The organism is Streptomyces sp. MCA2 (genome assembly GCF_023544705.1).
Lineage (GTDB): Bacteria > Actinomycetota > Actinomycetes > Streptomycetales > Streptomycetaceae > Streptomyces > Streptomyces decoyicus.
Genome location: NZ_JAMJFM010000019.1, coordinates 97,371 through 122,697 on the forward strand (window position 1 = coordinate 97,371; position 25,327 = coordinate 122,697).

Here is a 25,327-nt window from a genome sequence, read left to right on the forward strand (position 1 = left end):
AGGACAGGTTCCCCGGACGTGCACCCCGGCGCGTAGGGTTGGTCGCGTCCTGTTGCGAGTGAGCGGAAGGGAAGCACCCCATGGCGATCGAGGTCGGCACGAAGGCTCCGGATTTCGAGCTGAAGAACCAGCACGGCGAGCTGGTCAAGCTCTCCGACTTCCGCGGCGAGAAGGCCGTCGTCCTCCTCTTCTACCCCTTCGCCTTCACCGGTGTCTGCACCGGCGAGCTCTGCGCGCTCCGTGACGAGCTGCCGAAGTTCGTCAACGACGACGTCCAGCTGCTGGCCGTCTCCAACGACTCCCCGTTCTCGCTGCGTGTCTTCGCCGAGCAGGAGGGCCTGGAGTACCCGCTGCTGTCGGACTTCTGGCCGCACGGCGAGGCCTCGCGTGCGTACGGCGTCTTCGACGAGGAGAAGGGCTGCGCGGTGCGCGGCACGTTCATCATCGACAAGGAGGGCGTGGTGCGCTGGACGGTCGTCAACGGCCTGCCCGACGCCCGCGACCTGAACGAGTACGCCAAGGCGCTCGACACCCTCTGAGACGGGCGCGCCCCCAGGCACCGCCGCGCCCGCCCGGCCGACATCCGCACCGATCCAGGTGCGATACCTGCGATCGGCGGGAACCGGTCACTAGGATCAATTCGTTGATCCGATGCCATGCACGATGGGGGCGCAAATCTTTACGTACCCCTCGAATCTATGGGAGGACTCGTGGGAGTCAGCCTCAGCAAGGGCGGCAACGTCTCGCTGACGAAGGAAGCCCCCAATCTGACCGCCGTCGTCGTCGGTCTGGGCTGGGATGCGCGTACGACCACCGGTACGGACTTCGACCTGGACGCCAGCGCCCTGCTGGCGAACGACCAGGGCAAGGTGGCCAACGACCAGAACTTCGTGTTCTTCAACAACCTGAAGAGCCCCGACGGTTCGGTCGAGCACACCGGCGACAACATCACCGGTGAGGGCGAAGGCGACGACGAGCAGATCAAGGTGAATCTGGCCGCGGTGCCGGCCGATGTCTCCAAGGTCGTCTTCCCGGTGTCGATCTACGACGCCGAGACCCGCCAGCAGAGCTTCGGCCAGGTCCGTAACGCCTTCATCCGCGTGGTCAACCAGGCCGACAACGTCGAGCTGGCCCGCTACGACCTGAGCGAGGACGCCTCGACCGAGACCGCCATGGTCTTCGGCGAGCTGTACCGCAACGGCGCCGAGTGGAAGTTCCGGGCCATCGGCCAGGGCTACGCCTCGGGCCTGCGCGGCATCGCGCAGGACTTCGGCGTCAACGTCTGACCGAAAGATTCGCCATCTGATCGTCGACGTCCGGGCCGGGCAGCGATGCCGCAGCCGCTGCCCGGCCAAGAGTGACCGCGTCCGGCGCCGTACGCCCCTGCCCGGGGAGTGCGGCGCCGGACGCGCTCGAAGGGTTACGGGCCGCGCCGGACACGGCCCGCACCGACACCGGGGAGGAAGCGAACGATGAGTGTCACGCTTGCCAAGGGGGGCAATGTCTCCCTTTCCAAGGCCGCTCCGAATCTCACACAGATCATGGTCGGCCTCGGCTGGGACGCACGGTCCACGACCGGCGCACCGTTCGACCTCGACGCCAGCGCGCTGCTGTGCCAGTCGGGGCGGGTGCTGGGGGACGAGTACTTCGTCTTCTACAACAACCTCAAGAGCCCCGAGGGCTCCGTCGAGCACACCGGGGACAACCTCACCGGTGAGGGCGAGGGCGACGACGAGTCGGTCCTGCTGGATCTCTCGCAGGTGCCCGAGCAGGTCGACAAGATCGTCTTTCCGGTCTCGATCCATGAGGCCGATGCGCGCGGCCAGAGCTTCGGCCAGGTCAGCAATGCCTTTATCCGCATCGTCAATCAGGCCGACGGCTGTGAACTCGCCCGTTACGACCTCAGCGAGGACGCCTCCGGCGAAACCGCGATGATCTTCGGCGAGGTGTACCGCTACAACGGCGAATGGAAGTTCCGGGCCGTAGGACAGGGGTACGCGTCAGGCCTGCGGGGCATCGCTCTAGACTTCGGGGTCAACGTTTCGTAAAGCGCCGCGCGCACCGCGCGGGGGACCCCATACAGCGAGGGATTGGGTAGGCAGTGATCCTGAAAACCTTTGGCTGGTCGTTCGCCATCACGGTGGCCGGCCTCGCCTTGGCGGGCGTGCTCTGGGGGTGGCAAGGGCTCGCGATTGTCGGGATCCTGTCCATCCTGGAGATCTCGCTCTCGTTCGACAACGCCGTCATCAACGCAGGCATCCTGCGCAAGATGAACGCCTTCTGGCAGAAGATCTTCCTCACCGTCGGCATCCTCATCGCGGTGTTCGGCATGCGGGTCGTGTTCCCGGTCGTCATTGTCGCGATCACCGCGAAGCTGGGGCCGATCGAGGCGGTCAACCTCGCCATCAACGACAAGGCGCACTACGAGGAACTGGTCACCAGCGCCCACCCCGCCATCGCAGCCTTCGGCGGGGTCTTCCTGCTGATGATCTTCCTCGACTTCATATTCGAGGAGCGCGACTACAAGTGGCTGTCGTGGATCGAGAAGCCCATGGCCAAGTTGGGCAAGCTCGACACGCTGTCGGTGATCATCACGCTGGTCGTCCTGATGGTGAGCGCGATGACGGTGGCCACCGCCGCCGCGCACGGCGCCGGTGACAAGAGCGCCACGGTCCTGCTGTCCGGGGTCGCGGGCCTCATCACGTATCTCGTCGTCGCCGGCGTCTCCGGCTACTTCGAGGACAAACTCGAGGACGAGGACGAGGAGAGCGAGGAGCCCGCGGCGGCTCCCGCGAAGAAGGGCAACGGCGCGGTCGTGGGCCTGGCCGGCAAGGCCGCGTTCTTCATGTTCCTCTACCTCGAGGTCATCGACGCGTCCTTCTCCTTCGACGGCGTCATCAGTGCCTTCGCCATCACCAACGACATCTTCGAGATGGCGCTGGGTCTGGGCATCGGCGCGATGTACATCCGTTCGCTGACGGTCTACCTGGTCCGCAAGGGGACCCTGGACGACTACGTCTACCTCGAGCACGGCGCGCACTACGCGATCGGCGCGCTGGCCGTCATCCTGCTCGTCACGATCAAGTACGAGATCCCCGAGGTCATCACCGGCCTGGTGGGCGTCGCCCTGATCGGCCTCTCCTTCGCTTCGTCGGTGATCCGGAACCGGCGCGAGGGCAAACCGGGAGATTCCTCGGGAGCGAAGTCGGAAGTCGCCAGCGGAGTGTGACGCGACGCTGATTGAGGAACGCTCTCTGCGGGGCGGCCCTGAGGTGCAGACCTCGGGCCGCCCCGCAGTGATGTGGGGTCTAGCAATGGGGTGGGCAACGTGTCGTTCCTGGGGAACCTGTGGCGTGGTGGCACGTCGAAGTTCGACTTCGACAGCGGCGGGGCGTCGTATGTCGTCGAGCTGACGAAGCGGAATCCGGCGGTCTCGCTGACCAAGCAGGGGGCGGCGACCGGACATCTGCGGGTCAATCTGCACTGGCAGATGCGGACGTCGGACCTGCATGAGCGGGGCGGACCCGGCAAGGGCAGTCTGCTGCGGCATCCGGGCAAGCTGTTCAAACCCGAGGTGGTGCAGGCGCAGGGGCCTGCCGTGGTCAATGTCGACCTGGACCTGGCCTGTCTGTACGAGCTCAAGGACGGCACCAGGGGCGTGGTGCAGCCGCTGGGCAACTTTCTGGGCGACCTCAACGGGCCGCCCTTCGTCAAGCTCAGCGGTGATGACCGCTTCGGTTCGGGCTCCGGCGAGACGCTCTACATCAACCTGGACCACCGCGATGAGATCAAGCGGCTGCTGATCTTCGTCTACATCTACGACGGCACACCGGCGTTCGACCGTACGCATGCGGTCGTGACGCTCTATCCCAGCAGCGGACCACGGGTGGAGCTCAAGCTGAACGAGCGGGCGCCGCAGGCCCGCTCCTGCGCCGTCTTCATGCTCGAGAACGTCAAGGGCGAGCTGATGGTGCGCCGCGAGGTGAAGTACGTCTACGGCTTCCAGGCGGAGCTCGACCGGCTGTACGGATGGGGGCTCCAGTGGGGGCGGGGTTACAAGACCACCGCGTGAGCCGCGCGTGCTGCGGTCCGCCGGTGCCGCGGACCGCTGCTGCGGCGTCCGGTCCGTCCGGCGTTCCGCCCGCCCCGCGACCGCGCCGTCAGGGGGCCCGGCCGGGTATCCCTAACGGCGCTGGAACTGCGGGCCCTGGGGCGGCAGGACGAAGGACGGGTCCGGCACGAAGGGCTGCTGCAACGGGTAGCCGTACGTCGAGGCCGGGTGCGGCTGTTGTTGCTGCGGCGGAACGCCGTACGGGGCCTGCGTCGGCTGCTGGGGCTGGTACTGGGGTGGCGGCCCCGGGTAGCCGTAGGCGGGCTGGGCCGGGGGCTGCGTGGGCGGTGGCGGAACGTTCTGGGGGTAGCCGTAGCCGCCGTCCGTGGGCGCCGGCGCCGGCGGGGACGTCGTGGCGGACGACGGCAGCGGGGCGGACGAGAACGGCTCCGGCATGGCGTCCGGCACATGCTGGGTGACCGCTTCCGGGTCCGACGCCGGAGGTGCCTGCGGGTCCGCCGCGGACGGGGGACTGGAGGCCTCCTCGGGCCAGGTGCTGGGCGGCGGGGTCGCGGCGGACGCGGGCGGGCTGCTCGCCTCCGCCGGGGCGGCGGTGGCCGGGTCGGTGGAGGGGCCGGGTTCGTCCCGGGGAGCCGGGTCGGCGGGCGCCGCGGGCTCCGAGCCGGGGGGCGCCGACACCGGTGCCTCCGAGGACGGCGGACCGTCGGCGGCCGCTTCGTTCTCGTCCACCGAGATCCCGAACTCGGTCGCCAGACCGACCAGGCCGCTCTCGTACCCCTGGCCCAGGGCGCGGAACTTCCAGCCCTCGGCGCGACGGTACAACTCCCCGCAGATCAGGGCCGTCTCATCGCCCGTCTCGGGCACCACGTCGAAGACCACGAGCGGCTCGCCGTCGCTCGCCGCCGCGTCGTACAGCAGGACCCGCAGATCCGTGACGCCCGCGAACGCGCCACCGTCCGACGACGCGGCCAGCACCACCCGGTCCACCGACGCGTCCAGCGCCGTCAGATCCGCCTCGATGGTGTCGGCAAGACTGTCCTCGACCCGGGTCTTGGGCAGATGCCGCACCCTTCCGCTGGGGTGCCTCGGTTGGTTGTAGAAGACGAAGTCCTCGTCGGATCGCACGCGTCCCTCCGGCCCCACCAGCAGAGCCGAGGCGTCGACATCAGGAACACCGGCGCCGGGCGTCCAGCGCAGGACAGCCCGGACAGCCGTGGCATCGAGGGGTACGTTCGACCCTTTCAGCATCGCGTGCGTCATGCGGCAATCCTGCCTTCCCTGAGGTCGCAGCGACAACGCGGGGGGCCGCGAGCCGTGCCGGGGGCGCGGGAGCGGATACCTGGATGCCTCGTGCGGGTTACGTGATTTTCACTCACGTGGGAACTAACCACGCCCCCACACACGTACGATTACCGGCTGGATCCAGACAGCGAGACGCAGCGGGGGTGCCCGGGTCCCGCATGGAGACGGGGAGAAATATGCGTCATTTTGGGCACCTTCCGCCCGACATCCGGAAGGCACTGTTCCACAAGGAGCCGGTGGAGTTCACCGCCGACTCCCCGGCCCGCACGCTCGCGGTCGCCCTGGGGGCCACGCTCTACAGCCCTGCCACCCGCCCGCGGCTCGCCGCCGATGTCCTCAAGCAGGCCGGTCTTGGCGTGAAGTCCATGGTGCTGTGTCTGGAAGACTCCATAAGCGACGGGGATGTCGAGGCCGGCGAGGAGAACCTCGTGCGGCAGCTCGGCCTTCTCGACGAGGCGGCCACCGCGGGCTCGGACCTGCCGCTGCTGTTCGTCCGCGTCCGCACACCCGGTCAAATGCCGGACCTGGTGCGCCGGATGGGCGCTGCCGTCCACAGGCTGTCCGGATTTGTACTTCCGAAGTTCACCGAGGAGCGTGGAGTCCCCTTCCTTGAGGCGCTGACCACGGCCGAGTCCGACTGCGCCCGGCGGCTGTATGCGATGCCGGTGCTGGAATCCCCGCAGCTGCTGCATCTGGAGAGCCGGGCCGAGACCCTCCAGGGCATCGCCGGGACCGTGGACAAATACCGGGACCGGGTGCTGGCCCTGCGGCTCGGCGTGACGGACTTCTGCTCCGCCTACGGACTGCGCAGAGCCCCCGACATGACGGCGTACGACGTCCAGATCGTCGCCTCGGTGATCTCCGACGTGGTGAACGTGCTGGGGCGGGCGGACGGCACGGGCTTCACGGTCACCGGCCCGGTGTGGGAGTACTTCCGGCTCCAGGAGCGGATGTTCAAGCCGCAGCTGCGACGCAGCCCGTTCCTCGGACGCGCCGAGGAGCTGCGTACGGCGCTGATCGAGCACGACATGGACGGTCTGCTGCGCGAGATCGAACTCGACCGTGCGAACGGCCTCCAGGGCAAGACCTGCATCCACCCCTCGCATGTCGCGCCGGTGCATGCCCTCTCCGTCGTCAGCCATGAGGAGTTCAGCGACGCGGTCGACATCCTGCGGCCCGAACGCGGCGACGGCGGGGTGCTGCGCTCCGCCTATACGAACAAGATGAACGAGGTCAAGCCCCATCGCGCCTGGGCCGAGCGGACCTTGCTGCGCGCGGAGGCGTTCGGGGTCGCCCGGGAGGGCATCGGGTTCGTGGAGCTGCTGACGGCGAGCCTGCCGCAGACGTGAAATGCGGTGGATGACGTGAACGCTACGACGGAGGAGACGGAACGCGTGGTCTGGACAGGAGAATGGGTCGCCGGTCGGCTCGGAGTCTCGCTGAGCGGCGGGGACGAGCTGCCGGAACTGCTGGGACTTGCACTGCGGCGCAACCCCAAGCGGGCCCATCTGCTCGTGTCGAACGTGCTCGGCAAGCACGTGCCACAGCGGCCGGGTGTGGTCCATGGCGCCGGCTACGGGCTGGGGCTTCAAGTGCGGAAGCTGCTGGGTGACGAGGCCGCGGCCCGCTCCGTCGTCCTGGGGTACGCAGAGACCGCCACCGGCCTGGGGCATTCGGTGGCCGACGGCCTGGCGCTCGCGCCGTATCTGCACTCCACCCGCCGGCCCGTGGCGGGCGTGGCGCAGGTGGGCGGGTTCGAGGAGGAGCACAGCCACGCCACCTCGCATCTGCTGCTCCCCGAGGACCGCGAACTCCTCGCCGGGGACGGCCCGTTGGTGCTCGTCGACGACGAGTTCTCCACCGGCAGGACGGTCCTGAACACCATCAAGGCGCTGCATGCGCACTTCCCCCGCGAGCGGTATGTGGTCGTCGCCCTCGTCGATATGCGCTCCGACGCGGACCGCAGCCGTCTGGAGAAGTTCGCCGCGGAACTGGGCGCCCGCGTCGACCTCGTGGCACTGGCCGCCGGCGGCGTACGCCTGCCCGCGGACGTCCTCACCCGCGGCCAGGAACTCGTCGCCGCGCAGGAGGCCCTTGCGGCGCAGGCTGCCCCGGCGCCGGTCACGGGGGGCACGCCAGGGAGCATGTCCGAGGGCGTGGGCGCTGTGTCCGTCGGCTCCGCGCCCCTTGGTTCCGAGCCCGGTTCGGCGGGTGCTCCGCCGGCGGCCGGCGGCCGTGGCGCGGACGTCGTACGGGTGGACCTCGACTGGCCCGCCGGGCTGCCGGACGGCGGGCGGCACGGTTTCACACCGGCGCACCGCGAACGGCTGGAGGCCGCGCTTCCGGGCATGGCGATCCGGATCGCCCAGGAGCTGGACGGCGCCCGCCGCATCCTCGTCCTCGGCAACGAGGAGTTGATGTACGCGCCGCTGCGGATGGCCGAGGCGCTGGACGCTCTCGTGACCGGGGAGGAGCGCGGCGCCACCCCGACGACGACGGACGACGGCACCGGCGCGGGGGACGGCGCCGTCGCGCCACGCCCCGGTCGGCTGTCCGCCTCCACCGGGGGCACTGGCATCTTCTTCTCCACCACCACCCGATCGCCGGTGCTCGCCGTCGACGACCCGGGGTACGCGATACGGACCCGGCTCTCCTTCCCCGCCCACGACAGGCCGGCCGACGGACCGGGGGAGCGGTACGCCTACAACGTCGCGGCCGGCACCGACCCGGAACGCCGCTTCGACGCCATCGTGGCCGTCGTCGACTCGCACGGCGACCTCCCGGAGCTGCACGCCACCGACGGTCTGCTGGACCGGCTCGCCGCACACACCGACCGGCTGCTGCTCGCGGTCGTCCCCTCGTACGCCCCGCAACCACTGGCCGGATCCATGCCCCTCCCCGAGCCGCTGCGCGGCCCCGCCTTCTCCTCCTACACCGCCGACGAGGTCGGCTGGCTGCTCCAGGACCTTTCCGACGTCACCCTGGAAGCGCCGACCGAGGAACGCGAGGAGGCGATTCAGCGCGGTGGTGCCCACTACGCCGAGTCGCTGCCCGTCGAATACCAGCCGAACGAGCAGTACCAGGCGCTGTTCCACAGCGCGCTGGAGACTTCAGCGCGCCGGATCGCGCGGGCCGTCGGGACCGTCACCGAGACCGTGCTCGCGGAACGCAGCCCACGACCCGTGCTGGTGTCGCTGGCGCGGGCCGGCACACCCGTCGGGGTGCTGATGCGCCGCTGGGCGCTGCACGCCCACGGCCTGGAGGTCCCGCACTACGCGGTCTCGATCGTCCGCGGCCGGGGCATCGACACCACCGCGCTGCGCTGGCTGGCCGCCCATCACGACCCGGCGGATGTCGTCTTCGTGGACGGCTGGACCGGCAAGGGCGCCATCACCCGCGAACTCGCCCAGGCCCTGGAGGACTTCCCGGGCTTCGATCCGCGGATCGCGGTGCTCGCCGACCCCGGCGGCTGTGTCGACACCTACGGCACCCGGGACGACTTCCTCATCCCGTCCGCCTGCCTCAACTCCACCGTCTCCGGCCTCATATCCCGCACCGTCCTGCGCGACGACCTCGTGGGGCCGGACGACTTCCACGGCGCGAAGTTCTACCGCGACCTGGCCGCGACCGATGTGTCACGCGCGTTCCTGGACGCGGTCAGCGCCCGTTTCGACGACGTGGCCGCGGAGGTCGCCGCGGAGGTGAAGGAGCTGGCCGCCGCCGACCGGGCTCCCACCTGGGAGGGCTGGGCGGCCGTCGAGCGGATCAGCGAGGAGTACGGCATCCACGACGTCAATCTCGTGAAGCCCGGGGTCGGCGAGACCACGCGCGTCCTGCTGCGCCGGGTCCCCTGGAAGATCCTGGCCCGGCAGGGCGCCGGGGCCGACCTCGATCATGTGCGCCTCCTGGCGGAACAACGGGGCGTGCCCGTCGAAGAGGTCGACGAACTTCCCTATACCTGTGTCGGGCTGATCCACCCCCGCTTCACCCGCGGAGCCACGGGTGCCGACGGCAAGGCGGTGACCTCCTGATGAGCGGCCGGCCCCTCGCCCACCACCCTTCCCTGGAAGCGCTGCGCGCTGCCCCTCTTTTGGTCGCCAGCGACCTGGACCGCACGCTGATCTATTCGGCCGCCGCGCTGGGCCTCGCCATGCCCGACGCCGAGGCCCCCCGGCTCCTGTGCGTCGAGACATATGAGCGCAAGCCGCTGTCCTATATGACGGAGACGGCCGCCGGGCTGCTCGCCGAACTCGCCGGCAGCACCACCTTCGTGCCGGCCACCACCCGCACCCGGGAGCAGTACGGCCGCATTCATCTCCCGGGACCGGCGCCGGAGTTCGCCATCTGCGCCAACGGCGGCCATCTGCTCGTACGGGGCGAGTCGGACCCGGACTGGCAGCGCACCGTCGCCGAGCGCCTCGCCTCGCAGTGCGCCCCTCTGGACGAGATCCGCGCGCACCTCGTCCGCACCGCCGACCCGGCCTGGCTCCTCAAGGAGCGCATCGCCGAGGACCTCTTCGCCTATCTCGTCGTGGAGCGGCCGCTGCTGCCCGACACCTGGGTGAAGGACCTCACCGGCTGGGCGGATGAACGCGGTTGGACCGTGTCCCTGCAAGGCCGCAAGATCTATGCCGTGCCGCGGCCGTTGACCAAGAGCGCGGCCGTGGCGGAGGTGGCGCGCCGTACCGGGGCGTCCGAGATCCTCGCGGCCGGGGACTCTCTTCTCGACGCCGATCTGCTGCTGGCCGCGGACCGCGGATGGCGGCCCGGCCACGGCGAACTGGCGGACTCCGGCTGGCACGCCCCGCATGTCACGGCGCTCGACGAACGGGGTGTCGCGGCGGGCGAGGAGATCGTGCGGGCCTTCCTCCGCGGCGCCGCATCCCCGGCCCACGCCGGCTGACCCGGGCGGCCACAAAGACCGCCACCGCCAGCGCGACCGCCACAAGGGCCACCTTCGAATGCACCTCCACGGGCGAGGGCTCGGCACGCGGGGGCAGCGGGCGAATAGCGGCCGGTGGAGGTGGGCCTCGGGTTAGTCTCGCGAGGAGGTCGGCTGCATCGTCCGGTGACCGGCCGAGACCGCAATCCTTGATCAAGAGGAGAGCCCGTGGCTGAGTCCAAGAGCGCGCCGATCACGGCGGAGATGTACGACTACATCCTCGCCCACAACCCACCGTTGGACGCCGTACAGCGGGACATCGTGGAGATCACCCGCCAGCAGTTTCCCGAGGCGGCGGGGATGCAGTCGGCGGAGGAGCAGGGGCCGCTGCTGGCGTTCCTGGTGCGGCTGATCGGGGCCCGGCATGTCGTCGAGGTGGGGACCTTCACCGGGTTCTCGGCGCTGTCCATGGCTCAGGCGCTGCCCGCGGACGGCACGCTGATCGCCTGCGATGTGTCCGAGGAGTGGACGGCGTACGGCCGGGAGGCATGGGCCAAGGCCGGTGTCGGGGACCGCATTCAGCTGCGGATCGCGCCCGCGCTGGAGACCCTGCGGGCGATGCCGGCCGGCCCTCACATCGATCTCGCCTATCTCGACGCGGACAAGGGCGGCTATATCGCCTACTGGGAAGAGCTGGTGCCCCGGCTGCGGCCGGGGGGCCTGATCGTGGCGGACAACGTGCTGTACCACGGGGAGGTCGCCGACCCGTCCGCGACCGGGAACGCCCTGGCGATCAGGGCGTTCAACGACCACGTCGTGGAGGACCACCGTATGGAGGCGGTGATCCTCACGGTGGCGGACGGCGTGACGCTGGCGCGCAAGCGGTAGCGCGCGGAGGCGTCAGGAGCACGGCAACGGGCATGGCCTCGGACCGCGGTCCTGGCCCTGCCCCGGACAGGGCGGGGCCGCTCCGGGGTGCGCCGCCGGGACGTGTCACGGCCGGGACCCAGGGCGCGCCGTGGCCTCAGCCTCGGGCCTCGACCTCAGCTTCGGGCCTCAGCCGCAGCAACCGCCTCCGCAGCAGCCGCCGCCTCCGCCGCCCCCGCCCTTCGGGGCAGGAGCGGTCGCGGAGCCGCCGACGGCGACCGTGGAGAGGAGCTTCACGGTGTCCTCGTGCCCCTGGGGGCAGACGGCCGGGGCGGAGGACTCGGCCATCGGCCGGTTCAGCTCGAAGGTGGAGCCGCAGGGGCGGCACCGGTATTCGTAACGGGGCATGGGCACAGGTTAGCCGTGGCGCTCCTCAGCGGACGACGGTGCCGGGCGGCGCGCCCAGCATGCCCAGCTCCGAACGGGTCGGCGCGCCTTCCCAGTCGCCGTGGGACGCGACCGCGAACGCTCCGGTGGTGACGGCGCGCTCCAGGCATCCGGCCGGCTCCTCGTCGTCGAGCAGTGCCGACAGATAGCCCGCCACGAAGGCGTCGCCGGCGCCCACGGCATCCACGGCGCGTACCGCCTTGGCGGGCTGGTGCAGGGAGCCGCCGTGGGTGAAGGCCGTCGCCCCGTCCGCGCCGAGTTTGACCACGACCTCGCCGACTCCCAGGTCCAGCAGGAGCTTGGCCTGCGAGGCGAGGGTGGCGGCGGCGCCGTGGGTGGCTCCTTGGGATGCGCTCTCGGCTCCCTGTGCCCCCTCGGCCCCGTGCGCCCCCTCGACTCCCTCTGCCTCTTCGGCTCCCTGTGCCTCGTCGACTCCATGGGACCCGCCCGGCGACCCTGCCTCATCCGGTGGCCCGGCCTCATCCGGCGACCCCGCCCCGCCTGCCCCTTCCGGCAGGCAGAGCGGCAGCTCGTCATCGGAGGCGATCAAGACATCCACGTAGGGAATCCACTCGCGCAGGATTCCGGCGGCCTGCTCGGCAGTCCACAGCCGAGCGCGGAAGTTGACATCGAGGCAGACCAACGAGCCGTGGTCCTTGGCAAGTTGGAGGGCATGCCGGGCCGCCGAGTGGGCCGTGGGGCTCAGGGCCGGGGTGATGCCCGTCAGGTGCAGCACGCGAGGCGGGGCGGCGGCGAAGGCGCGCTCGACCACGCCTGCCGTGAGCCGTGAGCCGGCCGATCCCGCACGGTAGTAGTGCACCCGGGTGACCTCGGGCAGCCGCGGCTCGAAGAGGAGCAGCCCGGTCGGGGCACCGGGATCGGTCGCGGCGCCGGACACCCCGATGCCCTCGGCGCGCAGCGTACGCAGTACCAGCTCCCCGGCCTCGTCCTCGCCGACCGCGCCCGCCCACCGGACGTCGTGCCCGAGCCGGGCCAGGCCGATCGCGACATTGCTTTCCGCTCCGGCGATGGAGACCTGCATCGTGCCGCCGAGCTTCAGCGGTCCGCTGCCGCGGAGCGCGACCATGGTCTCGCCGAAGGTGAGGACATCCGGGCGCCCCGGTTGCCGGGGAATCAGTGGACGGTCAGAGGCGGCCCCGGGGAGGGGAGCGCCGCCGCCTCGCTGCGCATCCTCCCCGCCGCCGGAATGCGGCTGCGCCGTCATCGTGCGCACACCGCCCTGAACTCCGCGGCGCGCTTGCGCAGCCCGTCCAGATCGCCGCCGTCCGCCGCGTCCCCGACCAGCGGCGAACCGACACCCACCGCGACCGCCCCGGCGGCGAAGTACGCCTGTGCGGCGGCCGCGTCCACGCCACCCACCGGCACGAACGGCAGCTCGGGGAAAGGAGCGCGCAGCGCCCGCAGGTACGCGGGCCCGCCGACCGACGCCGGGAACAGCTTCAGTGCCGAGACCCCCAGCGCATCGGCCGCGATCACCTCGGACGGCGTCATCACTCCGGCGAGCGTCGGCAGCCCCTGGCGTACGGACTCCTCCAGACCGGCTCCCAGACCGGGCGTGACGATGAGATTCGCCCCCGCTTCGGCGGCGCGCCGGGCGTCGGATGCGGTCAGGACGGTGCCGGCGCCGAGCCAGGCCGCGTCGCCGAGCTCGGCGCGCGCCCGTCGGATCACGGTCAGGGCGTCGTGTCCGCTGAGCGAGATCTCGATCAGCGGCAGGCCGGCTTCCGCAAGCGCCATGACCGTGCGGAAGGACGCCTCCGCATCCTTGCCCCGGATGATGGCGACCAGCCGCTCGGTCCGGAGCGCTGTGCTGAGGTCCATGGCGTTTCCTGCTTTCTCCTGCACCCCGCCGCGTGCGTACTGCGCGGCTGGGTCGTTCGGGCGCGCGGGTGACACCTTCGATTATTCCGGGCCGGAGGGACGGGCGGGTGGAGTGTGCAGCATGGGACAAGCCTGGAGCGTTCGGGTTGACCTGCGTGTTCGCCGCCGGTACCGGGTCGCGGGTGCTGGGCACCGGGGGCGGTTGCACCGGCGGGCCGGAGTTACGGGTTCCCCACGACGGGGGACAGGCCTTCCCTTACGGGGACAGGTCTTCCCTTACGGCAGCAGGTCTTCCCATACAGGGACAGGTCTTCCCCGGTGGGCGCAGGTCTTCCCCTACGGGGACCCCTCACCATTCCGCGAACGCCCCGTCCTCATGGCGCCACACGGGGTTCCGCCAGGTATGGCCCCGCTCGTCCGCCGCCCGCACCGCGGTCTCGTCCACCTCCACACCGAGCCCGGGGCGGTCGGTCCGCAGCAGTGACCCGCCGTGGAAGCGGAACGGCTCCGGGTCCAGCACATAGTCCAGCAACTCGGCGCCCTGGTTGTAGTGGATCCCGATGGACTGTTCCTGGATGAGGAAGTTCGGGGTGGTGAAGGCGACTTGGAGGCTCGCGGCCAGCGCGACCGGGCCGAGCGGGCAGTGCGGGGCGAGCTGCGCCCCGTACACCTCCGCGAGCGCGGCGATCCGGCGCAGCTCGGAGATGCCGCCCGCATGCGAGATATCGGGCTGGAGGATCGCGACGCCGGCCTGGAGAGGCGCAAGGAACTCCCGCCGGGTGAAGAGACGTTCACCGAGTGCGATCGGGATGCTGGAGGCATTGACCAGATCAGGGAGGGCCTGCATGTGATCGGAGAGGACCGGCTCCTCGACGAACATCGGGGCGCAGTCGGCCAGCAGGGGGAGGAGCCTGCGGGCGTTGGCGGGCGAGACCCGGCCGTGAAAGTCGAGGCCGAAGTCCCGTTCGTCGCCGAGGACTTCGCGGGCGGTCTCGGCGCGCAGCAGGCATTCCCGTACCTCGGCGCGGGTCGCCACGGGCGTCATCCGCCCGCAGCCGTTCATCTTGACGGCGGTGAAGCCCGCCTCGACCTGCGCGGTGACCGCGTCGCGGATGGCATGCGGTTCATCGCCGCCGACCCATGCATAGGCGCGGATCCTCTCGCGGACCGGCCCGCCCAACAGCTGATGGACCGGGACACCGTGCCGCTTCCCTTTGATGTCCCACAGTGCCTGGTCCAGGCCGGCGACGGCGGACGACAGGACGGGCCCGCCGCGGTAGAAGCCGCCCTTGGTCATGACCTGCCAGTGGTCCTCGATGCGCGCCGGATCCTGGTCCAGGAGGTACTCGGACAGCACCTCCACGGCCGCCCTGACCGGCTCGGCCCGCCCCTCGACCACGGGCTCACCCCAGCCGACGACGCCCTCATCGGTCTCCACCCGTACGAACATCCAGCGCGGCGGGGCGAGGAACGTCTCGATGCGGCTGATCTTCATGGACCGGTCCGTCCTTTCGGCGTGCGGCGTGCGGCGGGCGGCGTGCGACGGCGGCGTGCGAGGTGCGGCGTACGGCAGGGCGCGCGCGATGCGTTCCATGCCGTCGGGCCCGTGCGGCGCGTTGCGCCCGGCCCGTGCGCGGTGTTCTGCCCACCGAGGTCATCGCGGTAACCGGTGCCGCCCTGCTGCCGCCCCGGAAGCCCCCCGCCCCCTACGGCCGCCCCCTACGGATGCTCCCGCGCCGACTACGGATGCTCCCGCGCCGACAGATCAAGCAGTTCGAGCATCGCCATATAGGCCCCGTCGACGTCCCGGTTCCGTACGGCCTCGACGACCGCGGCATGGACCGCATGCGGATGCTCGAAGGCGCCGTCCGCGGTGAGCACCGCCCGGTCGCGCTGGACGAGCACCGGCACGATCACCCGGTGCATCTGCGCGTAGAAGCGATTGTTCGACGCGATCAGCATCGCCGTGTGGAACGACGCATCGGCGCGGACGAGCAGCACCGGATCGTTGTCGGTCGCGGCCATCGCGCTGAGTGCGGCGTCCAGTGCCGCCAGATCGTCGTCCGTACGGCGCTCCGCGGCGAGCGCGGCCGCCGCGGGCTCGATGGAACGGCGCAGTTCGAGCACATCGGCGAAGAAGTCGGACGACACACCGGCCGCGAGCTTCCAGCGCAGTACGTCCGCATCCAGGAGGTTCCAGTCCTCGCGGGGGCGGACGAACGTGCCACGCTTCTTGTCGGTATCGAGGAGGCCCTTGGTGGTCAGCACCTTGACCGCCTCACGCAGTACGGTCTGGGTCACGTCCAGCTCCGCCCGCACCTCCGGCATGACGAGGCTGTCGCCCTCGCGGTAGGTGCCCTTCAAGATCCGCCTGGCGAGCGCTTCGACCGCCACACTGTGGCTCCCGTGCCCCATGGAGGAGTCGGCGTCGTGCCCCGAACGGCTCATCGTGTGCTCCCTGCTCCGCTCCCCGTGCTCGCCGGCCCGGCCGTCCCGCCCGCGCCGTCCCGCCCGCGCCACCGTGCCGGACCAGCCGTCAGGGCGTACCGAGCACCCCAATCCCACCTCGGTACGCCCTGACGTCTCCTCGCCCCGGCTCAGGACTTCTTGCCGCCGGTGCCGGTGCCCGTACCGGTACCGGAACCCGTACGGGATCTGCTTCCGCTGGTGCCGGCGCCGAGCGAACCGCGTCCGGCATGCGAGGCGCCCTGCATCTTGACCCGCGCGGCCTGCCGTGCGGCCGTCATGCCGGAGACGGGACGCAGCTGTCCGCGGTCGAACCGCTGCGCTTCCTCCGGGTGCCGGGCGCGCCAGTACGGATTGTCGTGGGGAAGGCCGCCGCTGACCCGTCCGTACATCCCGAAGACCAGCAGCATCAGCCCGACCACGAAGCTGAAGAGGACGTTCTGGAGCTGGAAGGCGAGGAAGTTCGCGTCGGTCTCCAGCAGCGCCAGGTTCACAAAGCCGCTCAGAAGGAAGAGGCAGCCGAACACGATGTTGAGGGTCGAGGCGAAGTTCCCGCCGAGCGCCATGCCCGCGACGAGAATCGCTCCGAAGACGATCGAGAGCACGCTCAGGGCACCGTTGGTGTTCAGCCCGGCCACGGTGTCGCCGCCGGTGTCGAAGAACCCGATGTGGTGGGTCAGTCCGAGCACGCCGAATGCGACCAGGACCAGGCCCATCAGCCCCGCGCCGATGCGGTAGACCTTGCTGAGCCGGTGGTCCACGGGCAGATGCTCATCGAGCCGTGTGTGGTGGGTCTTCACCCGGTGCAATGGGTTCGAGGGCCCGTGCAGGGTCTGGCCAGTAGCCCCTGTAGCCATCTCCGGCCTCCTTTGCGCAGGTGTGCCGCCTGGGCCGTGCTTCTCTCCAGGATCCGTCCACGGGGGACATCACGCCATCGCGCCCGGACAGCGAGCACAGCAGGCCGGGCCCCGCGGGTCCCTCAGCCGTAGGCCGCGGTCCCTCAGCGGTCGGCCGCGGTCCCTCAGCCGTTGGCCCCGGTGCCGCCCCTGGCGTCGCGAATCTCCTGCACCACCCGGGCCGCGGTCTGCCGTACCGCCTCGGTCTCCGTCAGGAAGTGCCACCAGTCCGGATGCCGCCCCTCCAGATCCGCCACGGCACGGTCCAGCCGCGCCACCGCATCGTCCAGGGGCCCGGCATGCCGCGGATCGGGGGTGCTGCGTCCGGCCATCGCCAGCCGCTGCGCGTCCCGGATCGCGAAGCGCGTCCGCTCGATCTCCTTCTGCCGGTCGAACGACACCGCATCCAGCCGCTGCAACCGGTCACCGGCCGCCGACACCGCCTCGTCGGTGCCGTCCAGCAGCGCCCGTACGGTCGCCAGCAGGCTCGTGGCGTCCGCCCAGCGCTGCTCGTCACGCGCCTGCTGCGCCTCCCGCAGTTTGACCTCGGCCTGCTGCACGGACTGTGTGGCCTGCTCCGGTACCTGCTGAAGGTCCTGCCAGCATGCCGCGCTGTACCGCCGGCGCAGCTCGCTGAGGACCGGGTCGACCTTGCCGGCACGCGTCGTGATCGCCTGCGCCCGGGTCCGCAGCGACACCAGCCGCTTGTCGAGCTCCGCCGCCTTCCCCGGCAGCCGCTCGGCCTCGGCCCGTACGCCCTCGGCCTTGCGCAGCACATCGTCGGCGCGCCGGATCGTCTCCTGCACGCCGTGCTGTCCGGCACCCTGATTGAGCTTGGTCAGCTCGGGCCCGAGCGCCGCCAGCCGGGTCGCGAGATCATCGGCCCGCAGCCCCTGCGCACGGACCGCGTCCAGCGCATTGCTCGCCGCCAGCAGGGCCTGCCGCGCCCGCTCCACGGCCGGGGCCAGCCGCGCCAGCTGTGTCTCGGCGGTCTGCATCAGGGGCCCGAGCCCCTGCGCGAACCGTTCGAGCTCGCCCTTGACGCGGTCCAGCTCCTCCTTGGCACGGGTCAGATCGGCGCGGGCCCGCGCCACCGCGGCGCCGTCCAGATCGTCACGGTCCAGATCGTGGGAGTCGACCGCGGTGATGTACCGCTGACTCACCTCGTCGATCCGCCGGCCGAAGCCCTCGTAGTCCTCCGCCGCTTTCCGCGCGGCCGGCGAACTGTCGACCGCGGTGATCGTCTCTATGGAGATCCGCAGGTCACGGTGGGCGGTGTCCAGCTCGTAGAACGCCGCCGCCGCGGCATCCTTGGCGGCCTGCGCATCGGCCCGCTGACTCTCCCCGCGCCCGAACCAGCGCCGGGTCCCGCCGCTCGCGAACGACATCGGCACCATCGCCACCAACAAGGGCAACGGCAGCAACACGAGCCCCACCACATCCCGGAGCGGGCTCCCACGGCCGCGACGGCGTTCTCGCTGCTCGTGCGGCTGCGTGTCTGTCGCCGTCACTTCCCTCTCCCGATCGGATCGCCCCAGAACCGAATGTCATTCTCCCACTCACCGGAAACGAACACACCGGCCGGTAAGTTCGCACTTCGAGCACTGGTTTGCAGTGCAGCCCAGAAGGCAAGGTAGTCTGTCGGCTCGGCCAGGGCGCATAGCTCAGCGGTAGAGCGCTGCTCTTACAAAGCAGATGTCGGCGGTTCAAATCCGTCTGTGCCCACTTACCACGTAAATGACAAAGGCCCAGGTCATCCGGTATGAACCCGGAAACCTGGGCCTTGATCATTTATTCCTCGGAGTGGTCGTGAAAGCTCCTGAAGTGGCTGGAGCCACTCGCCGGACGGGGGCCTCGGCCAGTCGAGGCTCATCCCTCGGGCGTCCCTCGCATGTCCCCCAAGCGTCCGCGCGTCGACGGTCGCCGCTCGCTACCCGAGCGGATACCCCTGCTCGAACGCCCAGCGGTGGGGCGGATAGGCCGCCTCCACGAACTCCAGAGGGTGATCGGTGAGGTCGTAGACGAGGTGGTGCACGATCAGCACCGCCGACCCCGGATTCAGCTCCAGGCCGGAGGCCTCGTTCCCAGTGGCGGGGCGGGCGCACATCCGGTCCTCGGCGTGGCTTCCCTGACGTCCGGTCATGTGCTCGACGTACCTCAGCGGTCCGTCCGGGATCCGGTCGGGATCCAGGAGCTTCGGCGCGCGGTCGCCCACGTCAGGAGCGAACCAGGAGGTGGAGAGGGCGATCGGCCCGGAATCGTTCCTGGTGACCCATTGGCGGTGCACCGCGCGGGCGCCGGCCGTCAGGTTCAGCGACTTCGCCACGTGATCCGGGGCTTCTGAGCGGCCCGCCGACGTCATCACCGCGTGCTCGCCCGGCGGGGAGATCTTCGCGGGCGGCTTGGTGCGGCCGTGCAGGTCATGGGGGCGGCGATGGGCCGACGGGCCCCGGACATAGGTGCCCGATCCCTGCCGCTTCTCGACCAGCCCCTGGTGCCTCAAGGTCTCCAGCGCACGCGCGGCGGTCGGCCGCGACACTCCCCAGTCCGCCGCCAGTTGGCGCTCCGACGGCACTTCGCCGCCGGGCCGCAAGTCGCCCCGCAGGATCTGATCGCGGAGGTGGTGGGCGATCTGAAGGTACTTCGGCCGGGTCTCCTCGATCTTCGGCATCCGTTCCCCTGAGGTAAGTGGCTATGGCCACTGGCCACTATAGAGTGAGTGGCCAGCACGGCAGCCCGTACGCTGACGCACGTGGCGCGCTTGATCGTGGCAGCAGGAGGAGGCGGTGACGCCGTCGCCGCCGCGATGCTGGACGCGGCCCTCTACGGGGGTGAGACTCCGGCGGTGGTGTTCACCTACGCATGGGACCGCCGCCTGGTCGACCCCGTGCCGGGCCCGAGGGGGCCGGCCAACTTCACCGGCCTTCGCCCCCTCACCCGAAGCGTCCGGGCCGTTCCCGCCGACGCCGCCCCGATCGCCCCCGCGGGCTCCACCCTTCCCCGGCTGGCCGCGGAGCTCCCGCAGTCCTTCGCGCTCATCGACCCGCACCATGGCGCCGAGGGCATCATTCGCCAACTCGAAGAGCTCGTTCAGCACCTGGAGCCGGACACCGTGGACCTCCTGGACGTGGGCGGCGACATCCTCGCGCACGGCGACGAACCCACCCTTCGCAGCCCCCTTGCCGACGCGCTCACCCTTGCTGCGTGCTGTGAACTCAACTTTCCGGTACGGCTTCTGGTCGCCGGCCCAGGTCTCGACGGTGAGCTCCCCGCCGACGTCCTGCGCGACCGGCTGGGCCCCGTGGCCCTGACCTTCACCGCCGAGCACGTCCAGCCGGTCGGCCCGGTGCTGGAGTGGCACCCTTCCGAGGCCACGGCCATGCTGGCCGCCACGGCACGGGGCGCGCGAGGTATGTGCGAAGTGCGGGACGCCGGGCTCCCGATCCCGCTCACCGACGAGGGTCCCACCGTGTACGAGGCCGACCTCGACGCGGCCCTCGACCGCAACCAGCTCGCCGGTGCCATCCTCGCGACGGAGAACCTGCACGAGGTCGAGCGGCGCAGCCGCGAGATCTGCGGCTTCTCCGAAATCGACGACGAGCGCGAAAAGGCGGGCCGGTTCGGCAGCCGGCCCGCCCGGCAGCTCGATCCGGAAGCCGTGGGCCGCCGGCTCGACGAGTTCGAGGCCGGGGCGCGGGGCCGCGGCATCACGCACACCACGTTCCGCCGGCTCACCGAGGCGTTCGGGCTCAGCGGCAACCAGCGCCAGGACCTCAGGTCCCTTCTGCTCAGCAGCCGCCCGGAGCAATATCAGGCCCCGCTCTGGCGCATCCCGTCCGGAGCCTGAGTCACCGCAAGCGCAACCTCCTACACCTCGGTTTCCGCGAGTTGCTCGATCAGGAGGTCGGCGAATGCGCTGACCACCGCCGGGAGTTGGCGGCCTGCCATGGCTTGGATCTGGATGGTGCGCAGGTGCATTTCCGGGTTGAGGAGGGGGATGGCTTTCAGGCCTTCGATGCGCAGGCGTTCATGCACGCTGATGTGGCCGGTCAGCGAGACGGCGTTCGTCTCCTTGACGAAGGTCGCCAGGGCGGTGGAACTCGAGCTGACCAGCAGGGGTTCGAAGGTGATGCCCTCGATGGAGCAGCAGAGGTCGAAGAGGCGTCGGTTCGTGGTGCCCACTTCGGTGAGTGCGACCGGGTAGGGGAGGAGGTCGTGGAGGCGGATCTCGTCGAGCTGGGCCAGTGGGTGATCGGATCTGACCATGGCCTGGAGCGGGGCCCGCTGGGCGTGTATGACACGGACGTCGGGTGCCGGGGCGAGGCTGAAGGTGACGGCCAGGTCGACCGAGCCGTCCTGGACCATTTGGGTGGCCAACGAGGGCGCCACCACGGGCAGTTGGAAAGTGGTGCCCGGATTTTCCCTGCGGAATTCGGCCATGACGTGCGGGAGGAATTCCTGCGCGGCGCCCTGTGAACTCGCCACACGGACGACGCTTCCCACCCGGCCGCGACCGCGGATATCCGCGAGCACCTGGTCGGTTTCCAGTGCGGCGCGGCGCGCATAAGCGGCAAGGAGGGCACCTGCCTCACTGGGCACCATTCCGCGTGGCCGGCGCTCGAAGAGCGGGACGCCGATTTCCTGCTCCAGCTTGCCGATCTGCCGGCTGATGGCCGAGCCGGCGACCAGCAGTCGTCTGGACGCCTCGTTGACCGATCCGGTGCGGACCACCTCGAGGAAGTACTCAAGAGCCGGACTGTTCAGCATGGCGCCAGCTTATGGAGCTATTGCATTGAGGGCAACGGTTTGTTCTATAAATTGCGATTGTGCGAATGGTCGGGGCGTGCCTACCGTCGTCCTATGCCCTGCGGGCTCACCGGCCGGGCGGACCACACGGCGAAATGAGCGCCCCTCCTCCTTGCGGCGTCCTCGTCGATCAGCGGTCGGCCCAGGCTCCCTCCGCCGCCCAGGTGTGCATCCTCCCCCGCAGGCAGCCGAGTCAGGGGAAAACGATGAATGCGACAGCCCCCAGTGAATTCACCGGCTCGCACGCGATGCCGTACCGGGACACGGATTTCCTCTGTCCGCTGCCGCATATCCCGGAGGCTGTCGGCTTTGTGCGCCGCCGTGCGCAGACGGTCCTGACCGGCTGGAATCTGCCTCCCGCCACCATTGAGGACGCGGTTTTGGTGATCTCGGAACTGGTGACCAATGCGGTCAGCCATGCCCTTCCCCCGGCTGTGCTGCAACTGTCGCGGACGGGCGCCGAAGGGCCCCGTGCGCTGCGTATCGAGGTCACCGACGCCGGTCCCGCGGCGGGTGCCCGGCGACCGGCCGAGGGCGGGATGCCGGAGGAGCACGGGCGGGGGAGCGGCATCGTCACCGCTCTGTCCGTCCGGCACGGCATCCGGGCCCACCGCGGCTGGATCACGCGCTGGGCGGATCTTCCGGCGGCGTGAGAGCGTTCACCGCCGCGTTGCCGTCTGGGCAATCAGGTGTTCTAGAAGTTGCGATTGTGTGAACGCTCCGGCGCCTCTAGCGTCATCGCTCAGCGAGTTCACGAGTCCCCGTCTTCCGCTTCGGACTCACCCATCGGCGGTACCACCCTGCGCGACAGTTCGCCCTGCTCGATTCGAGGGAGTAACACTCATGACGACCGCTAGAGAGACAGGTCAGATGATTGCCGAAAAGCCCCGGGGCAAGAATCGGGCGAGGCGTGCCGTACTCGCGGCAACGGCCGGAAACACGCTCGAATGGTACGACCTGACCTCGTACGGATTCTTCGCGGTGTCGATCTCCAAAGCGTTCTTCCCGGCCGGCGACCCGGCCGTTTCCCTGATGCTCGCCTTCGGCACGTTCGGGGTGTCGTATCTGGTCAGGCCCTTGGGCGCACTCGTCCTGGGGACTTATGCGGACCGCACCGGGCGTAAGGCCTCGCTGCTGCTCACGATTCGGCTCATGATGATCGGCACCTTGCTGATCGCCTTGATGCCCACCTACGAATCCATCGGCATGGCCGCACCGGTCCTGATTCTGGTGGCCCGCCTGTTGCAGGGATTCTCGGCGGGCGGCGAATTCGGCAGTGCGACGGCCTTCCTGGCCGAACAGGCGCCGGAGCGGCGCGGTTACATGGCGAGCTGGCAGTTTGCCTCTCAGGGCCTGGCGACTCTGCTGGCCGCGACCTTCGGCACCGTACTGAGCCTGACGCTGTCCGGACCGCAGCTGGATTCCTGGGGCTGGCGCATTCCCTTCCTCATCGGCCTGCTGATCGGCCCGGTCGGGTATGTGATTCGCCGCCAGGTCCCGGAGACTCCGGAATTCGTCGATGCCGCCGAGGCGGGGGAGGTCGCGACGACGCCGGTCCGGCAAGTGCTCCGGGACCAGAAGCTGCGGGTGCTCCTCATGGTCGGCGCAATGGTGATGTCCACCGCCGTGACCTACGTGATCGTCTACATGCCGACCTACGCGCACGAGGTCCTCGGTCTGCCGCCCTCCGCCGGCTTCATCGGGGCGGCGGTGTCCGGTGTGGCGCTGACGACCGTGACGCCCCTGGTCGGTCACCTCTCGGACCGGGTCGGCCGTATCAAGATCATGCTCCTTGCCGGGATCGCGATGGTGCTCAGCATCTACCCCCTGTTCCTGCTGCTGTCGGGGAGCCCGTCGCTGCTGGTCATGGGCGTGGTGATGTTCATCCTCGGTGTGCTGAAGGCCTGCTACTTCGGTGCGCTGCCCGCGTTGATGTCCGAGGCGTTCCCGACCGCGACCCGTAGCACCGGTCTGTCCCTGAGCTACAACATCGGCGTGATGTCCTTCGGCGGCTTCGCTCCCGTGATCATCACCTGGATGATCGGCGCGACCGGCAGCCATCTCTCGCCGAGCTTCTACATCATGGTGGCCGGCGTCCTGAGCATCGCCTCCCTGCTGGCGAGCCGGCGCTTCCTCGCCCTGCGCTGACCCGGCAGCCGGGTGCCGCGGCCCCGTGCCCGACGGGACAGCCGACCCCGCCGCCCGACGGGACATCCGGACCCCCGCCCGACGAGGCAGCCGGACCCCGCGCCCCGTCACGCGCGAAGCCCGCGGACCCGCACCCGGTGCCCGACGAACCCACCCCTGCCGGCCCCCGAGCCCGAGGGCGCCCGACGCCCGACGACCCCACGAAAGAAGAGGCCCACCATGACGGACGCTTCCCCGATCCGCGCCCAACTCCCCGGCACACCGCGCTCCCTTGTGGACGCGTGCCAGGACGAGCTGATCGCCGGACTGATGGACTACGTCAGCCAGCCCGCGGTGAGCGCGACCGGCGAAGGGTTTCCCGCCGCGACCGACCGCGCGCTCGAAGAGGTCAAGCGGGCCGGGCTGACCCCGACTGTGCTCGTCGGCGACGGCCGGCCGCTGGTCGTCGGCCATCGTGCCGGGCCCGCCGGAGCGCCGCATGTGCTGATCTACGGCCACTACGACGTCCAGCCGACCGGCCCGCGCGAGTTGTGGGACTCCGACCCCTTCGCCCCGGTCGTACGCGACGGGCGGATCTGGGGGCGCGGCACCGGTGACAACAAGGGGCAGCATTACGCGCACCTCCAGGCGCTGCGCCTGTTCGACGAGCATGTCGGCGCGCTGCCCTGCTCGGTCACGGTGGTGCTCGACGGGGAGGAGGAGATCGGCAGTCCCTCACTGGCGGGCATCCTGCGCGCGCACCCCGAGCGGTTCGACTGCGATCTCGTCGTCTGGAGCGACCGTTCGGTGCACGAGTCCGGGGAATGGTGCGTCTCGCACGGGGTGCGCGGCATGCTCCGTCTCGGGCTCCGGGCGACCGGCGCCGGCCGTCCCCTGCACTCCGGCAACTTCGGCAATGTCGCGCCCAATCCGGCATGGCAGCTGGTCCAGGCGCTGGCCTGCCTGAAGGACGCCGGCGGCCGGGTTCTCGTCGAGGGGTTCGAGGACGGGCGCGAACCGCTGTCCGACACCGACCGTGCCGCGTTCACCGCGCTTCCGCTCGATCTGCCGCAGGTCCTCGGGGACATCGGGCTGACCGAGATGGACCCCGCCTTCAACGGGCTGTCCTTCTACGAGCGGCTGGCCGACCGTCCCACGCTGACGATCAACGGGATCACCACGGGTGACGTGGACCGGACCATCATCCCCGACACCGCCGAGGCGGGCATCGACATCCGGCTGACGGCGGGCCAGGATCCGCAGACCGTCTTCGAGCGCGTGGCCGCACACCTGCGTACCCATGCCCCCGAGGTGACGGTCACCAAGAAGGGTGGCGTACCGGCCTCCCGGACCCCGATCGACAATCCGTACACGCCCAGGGTGGCGCGTGCCATCTCCCGGGTCAGCGGGCGCGACCCGCTGCTGATTCCCGCGTACGGCGGCACCCTTCCCGACTGGATCTTCACCGGGATCCTCGGCGTGCCGAGCATCGGTCTGCCGCTGGCCAACGCCGACCAGGCCAACCACGCGCCCAACGAGAACCTGCGCGTCGACTACTTCCTCGACGCCACCGCCATCTGCATGGAGCTGCTGCTCGAACTGGGCGACTGACCTTCGGAC

Annotated in this window: 23 protein-coding genes and 1 tRNA gene; 14 read left to right on the forward strand and 10 right to left on the reverse strand. The window is 70.2% G+C overall.

What is annotated here, in order from left to right:
* The first annotated feature begins 80 nt into the window (after window positions 1–80).
* The 5 genes from M8I34_RS18130 to M8I34_RS18150 all read left to right on the forward strand — a co-directional run bounded on the left by M8I34_RS18130 (window position 81) and on the right by M8I34_RS18150 (window position 4,072).
* Complete coding sequence (locus tag M8I34_RS18130; protein WP_030081426.1) at window positions 81–539, forward strand: peroxiredoxin; 459 nt, start codon at window positions 81–83, stop codon at window positions 537–539.
* A 171-nt stretch (window positions 540–710) separates the two neighbouring features.
* The gene (locus tag M8I34_RS18135; protein WP_030991457.1) at window positions 711–1,286 is read left to right on the forward strand and encodes a TerD family protein; all 576 of its coding nucleotides are present in this window, start codon (window positions 711–713) and stop codon (window positions 1,284–1,286) included.
* A gap of 186 nt (window positions 1,287–1,472) precedes the next feature.
* Window positions 1,473–2,048, forward strand: a complete 576-nt coding sequence (locus tag M8I34_RS18140) for a TerD family protein (protein WP_030991459.1) — start codon at window positions 1,473–1,475, stop codon at window positions 2,046–2,048.
* 53 nt (window positions 2,049–2,101) lie between these two features.
* A complete protein-coding gene (locus tag M8I34_RS18145) occupies window positions 2,102–3,229 on the forward strand; it encodes a DUF475 domain-containing protein (RefSeq protein ID WP_250050469.1) in 1,128 nt (375 codons plus the stop codon).
* Between the two features lie 99 nt (window positions 3,230–3,328).
* Window positions 3,329–4,072 carry a Tellurium resistance gene (locus tag M8I34_RS18150; RefSeq protein ID WP_250050470.1) on the forward strand — a complete coding sequence of 248 codons (744 nt, stop codon included), beginning with the start codon at window positions 3,329–3,331 and terminating at the stop codon, window positions 4,070–4,072.
* 111 nt (window positions 4,073–4,183) lie between these two features.
* Here the strand turns inward: M8I34_RS18150 and M8I34_RS18155 are convergent, their stop codons facing one another.
* On the reverse strand, window positions 4,184–5,332 hold the full coding sequence (locus M8I34_RS18155) for a TerD family protein (protein ID WP_250050471.1): 1,149 nt from the start codon (window positions 5,330–5,332) through the stop codon (window positions 4,184–4,186).
* 218 nt (window positions 5,333–5,550) lie between these two features.
* On the opposite strand from M8I34_RS18155, the gene M8I34_RS18160 reads away from it, so the two are divergent.
* From M8I34_RS18160 to M8I34_RS18175, 4 genes are all read left to right on the forward strand, one after another.
* A complete protein-coding gene (locus tag M8I34_RS18160; RefSeq protein ID WP_250050472.1) occupies window positions 5,551–6,723 on the forward strand; it encodes an HpcH/HpaI aldolase/citrate lyase family protein in 1,173 nt (390 codons plus the stop codon).
* A 15-nt stretch (window positions 6,724–6,738) separates the two neighbouring features.
* Window positions 6,739–9,405: a phosphoribosyltransferase gene (locus M8I34_RS18165; protein ID WP_250050473.1), complete on the forward strand. Its 2,667-nt coding sequence runs from the start codon at window positions 6,739–6,741 to the stop codon at window positions 9,403–9,405.
* Window positions 9,405–10,277 (forward strand): HAD family hydrolase, encoded by an 873-nt coding sequence (locus M8I34_RS18170; RefSeq protein WP_250050474.1) that lies wholly within the window; start codon window positions 9,405–9,407, stop codon window positions 10,275–10,277. Before M8I34_RS18165 ends, M8I34_RS18170 begins: the two co-directional genes overlap by 1 nt.
* Before the next feature lie 243 nt (window positions 10,278–10,520).
* Complete coding sequence (locus tag M8I34_RS18175; RefSeq protein ID WP_250050506.1) at window positions 10,521–11,144, forward strand: O-methyltransferase; 624 nt, start codon at window positions 10,521–10,523, stop codon at window positions 11,142–11,144.
* A gap of 168 nt (window positions 11,145–11,312) precedes the next feature.
* On the opposite strand, the gene M8I34_RS18180 is transcribed toward M8I34_RS18175, so the two are convergent.
* From M8I34_RS18180 to M8I34_RS18210, 7 genes are all read right to left on the reverse strand, one after another.
* Window positions 11,313–11,531, reverse strand: coding sequence for a zinc ribbon domain-containing protein (locus tag M8I34_RS18180; protein ID WP_030991474.1), 219 nt, complete (start codon window positions 11,529–11,531; stop codon window positions 11,313–11,315).
* A gap of 25 nt (window positions 11,532–11,556) precedes the next feature.
* On the reverse strand, window positions 11,557–12,795 hold the full coding sequence (locus M8I34_RS18185; RefSeq protein ID WP_374210933.1) for a sugar kinase: 1,239 nt from the start codon (window positions 12,793–12,795) through the stop codon (window positions 11,557–11,559).
* Complete coding sequence (locus M8I34_RS18190; RefSeq protein ID WP_030991478.1) at window positions 12,792–13,412, reverse strand: bifunctional 4-hydroxy-2-oxoglutarate aldolase/2-dehydro-3-deoxy-phosphogluconate aldolase; 621 nt, start codon at window positions 13,410–13,412, stop codon at window positions 12,792–12,794. Before M8I34_RS18190 ends, M8I34_RS18185 begins: the two co-directional genes overlap by 4 nt.
* A gap of 349 nt (window positions 13,413–13,761) precedes the next feature.
* On the reverse strand, window positions 13,762–14,907 hold the full coding sequence (gene dgoD, locus M8I34_RS18195; protein ID WP_250050476.1) for a galactonate dehydratase: 1,146 nt from the start codon (window positions 14,905–14,907) through the stop codon (window positions 13,762–13,764).
* A 245-nt stretch (window positions 14,908–15,152) separates the two neighbouring features.
* On the reverse strand, window positions 15,153–15,860 hold the full coding sequence (locus M8I34_RS18200; RefSeq protein ID WP_244414975.1) for a FadR/GntR family transcriptional regulator: 708 nt from the start codon (window positions 15,858–15,860) through the stop codon (window positions 15,153–15,155).
* A gap of 149 nt (window positions 15,861–16,009) precedes the next feature.
* The gene (locus M8I34_RS18205; RefSeq protein WP_250050477.1) at window positions 16,010–16,735 is read right to left on the reverse strand and encodes a DUF4383 domain-containing protein; all 726 of its coding nucleotides are present in this window, start codon (window positions 16,733–16,735) and stop codon (window positions 16,010–16,012) included.
* 164 nt (window positions 16,736–16,899) lie between these two features.
* Entirely contained in the window at window positions 16,900–18,285 is a 1,386-nt protein-coding gene (locus tag M8I34_RS18210) for a hypothetical protein (protein ID WP_308372395.1), read from the reverse strand.
* A gap of 142 nt (window positions 18,286–18,427) precedes the next feature.
* On the opposite strand from M8I34_RS18210, the gene M8I34_RS18215 reads away from it, so the two are divergent.
* Window positions 18,428–18,499 (forward strand) — tRNA-Val (locus tag M8I34_RS18215).
* A 205-nt stretch (window positions 18,500–18,704) separates the two neighbouring features.
* On the opposite strand, the gene M8I34_RS18220 is transcribed toward M8I34_RS18215, so the two are convergent.
* A complete protein-coding gene (locus M8I34_RS18220; RefSeq protein WP_250050478.1) occupies window positions 18,705–19,445 on the reverse strand; it encodes a GntR family transcriptional regulator in 741 nt (246 codons plus the stop codon).
* Between the two features lie 81 nt (window positions 19,446–19,526).
* Here M8I34_RS18220 and M8I34_RS18225 point away from each other — a divergent pair, with 81 nt between their 5' ends.
* The gene (locus M8I34_RS18225) at window positions 19,527–20,621 is read left to right on the forward strand and encodes a DUF1152 domain-containing protein (protein WP_308372396.1); all 1,095 of its coding nucleotides are present in this window, start codon (window positions 19,527–19,529) and stop codon (window positions 20,619–20,621) included.
* 20 nt (window positions 20,622–20,641) lie between these two features.
* On the opposite strand, the gene M8I34_RS18230 is transcribed toward M8I34_RS18225, so the two are convergent.
* Complete coding sequence (locus tag M8I34_RS18230; protein WP_250050479.1) at window positions 20,642–21,541, reverse strand: LysR family transcriptional regulator; 900 nt, start codon at window positions 21,539–21,541, stop codon at window positions 20,642–20,644.
* A gap of 245 nt (window positions 21,542–21,786) precedes the next feature.
* On the opposite strand from M8I34_RS18230, the gene M8I34_RS18235 reads away from it, so the two are divergent.
* The 3 genes from M8I34_RS18235 to M8I34_RS18245 all read left to right on the forward strand — a co-directional run bounded on the left by M8I34_RS18235 (window position 21,787) and on the right by M8I34_RS18245 (window position 25,318).
* Window positions 21,787–22,233, forward strand: coding sequence for an ATP-binding protein (locus M8I34_RS18235; RefSeq protein WP_250050480.1), 447 nt, complete (start codon window positions 21,787–21,789; stop codon window positions 22,231–22,233).
* 190 nt (window positions 22,234–22,423) lie between these two features.
* Complete coding sequence (locus M8I34_RS18240; protein WP_250050481.1) at window positions 22,424–23,728, forward strand: MFS transporter; 1,305 nt, start codon at window positions 22,424–22,426, stop codon at window positions 23,726–23,728.
* A gap of 219 nt (window positions 23,729–23,947) precedes the next feature.
* Entirely contained in the window at window positions 23,948–25,318 is a 1,371-nt protein-coding gene (locus M8I34_RS18245) for a M20/M25/M40 family metallo-hydrolase (protein ID WP_250050482.1), read from the forward strand.
* The last annotated feature ends 9 nt before the right edge of the window (window positions 25,319–25,327 follow it).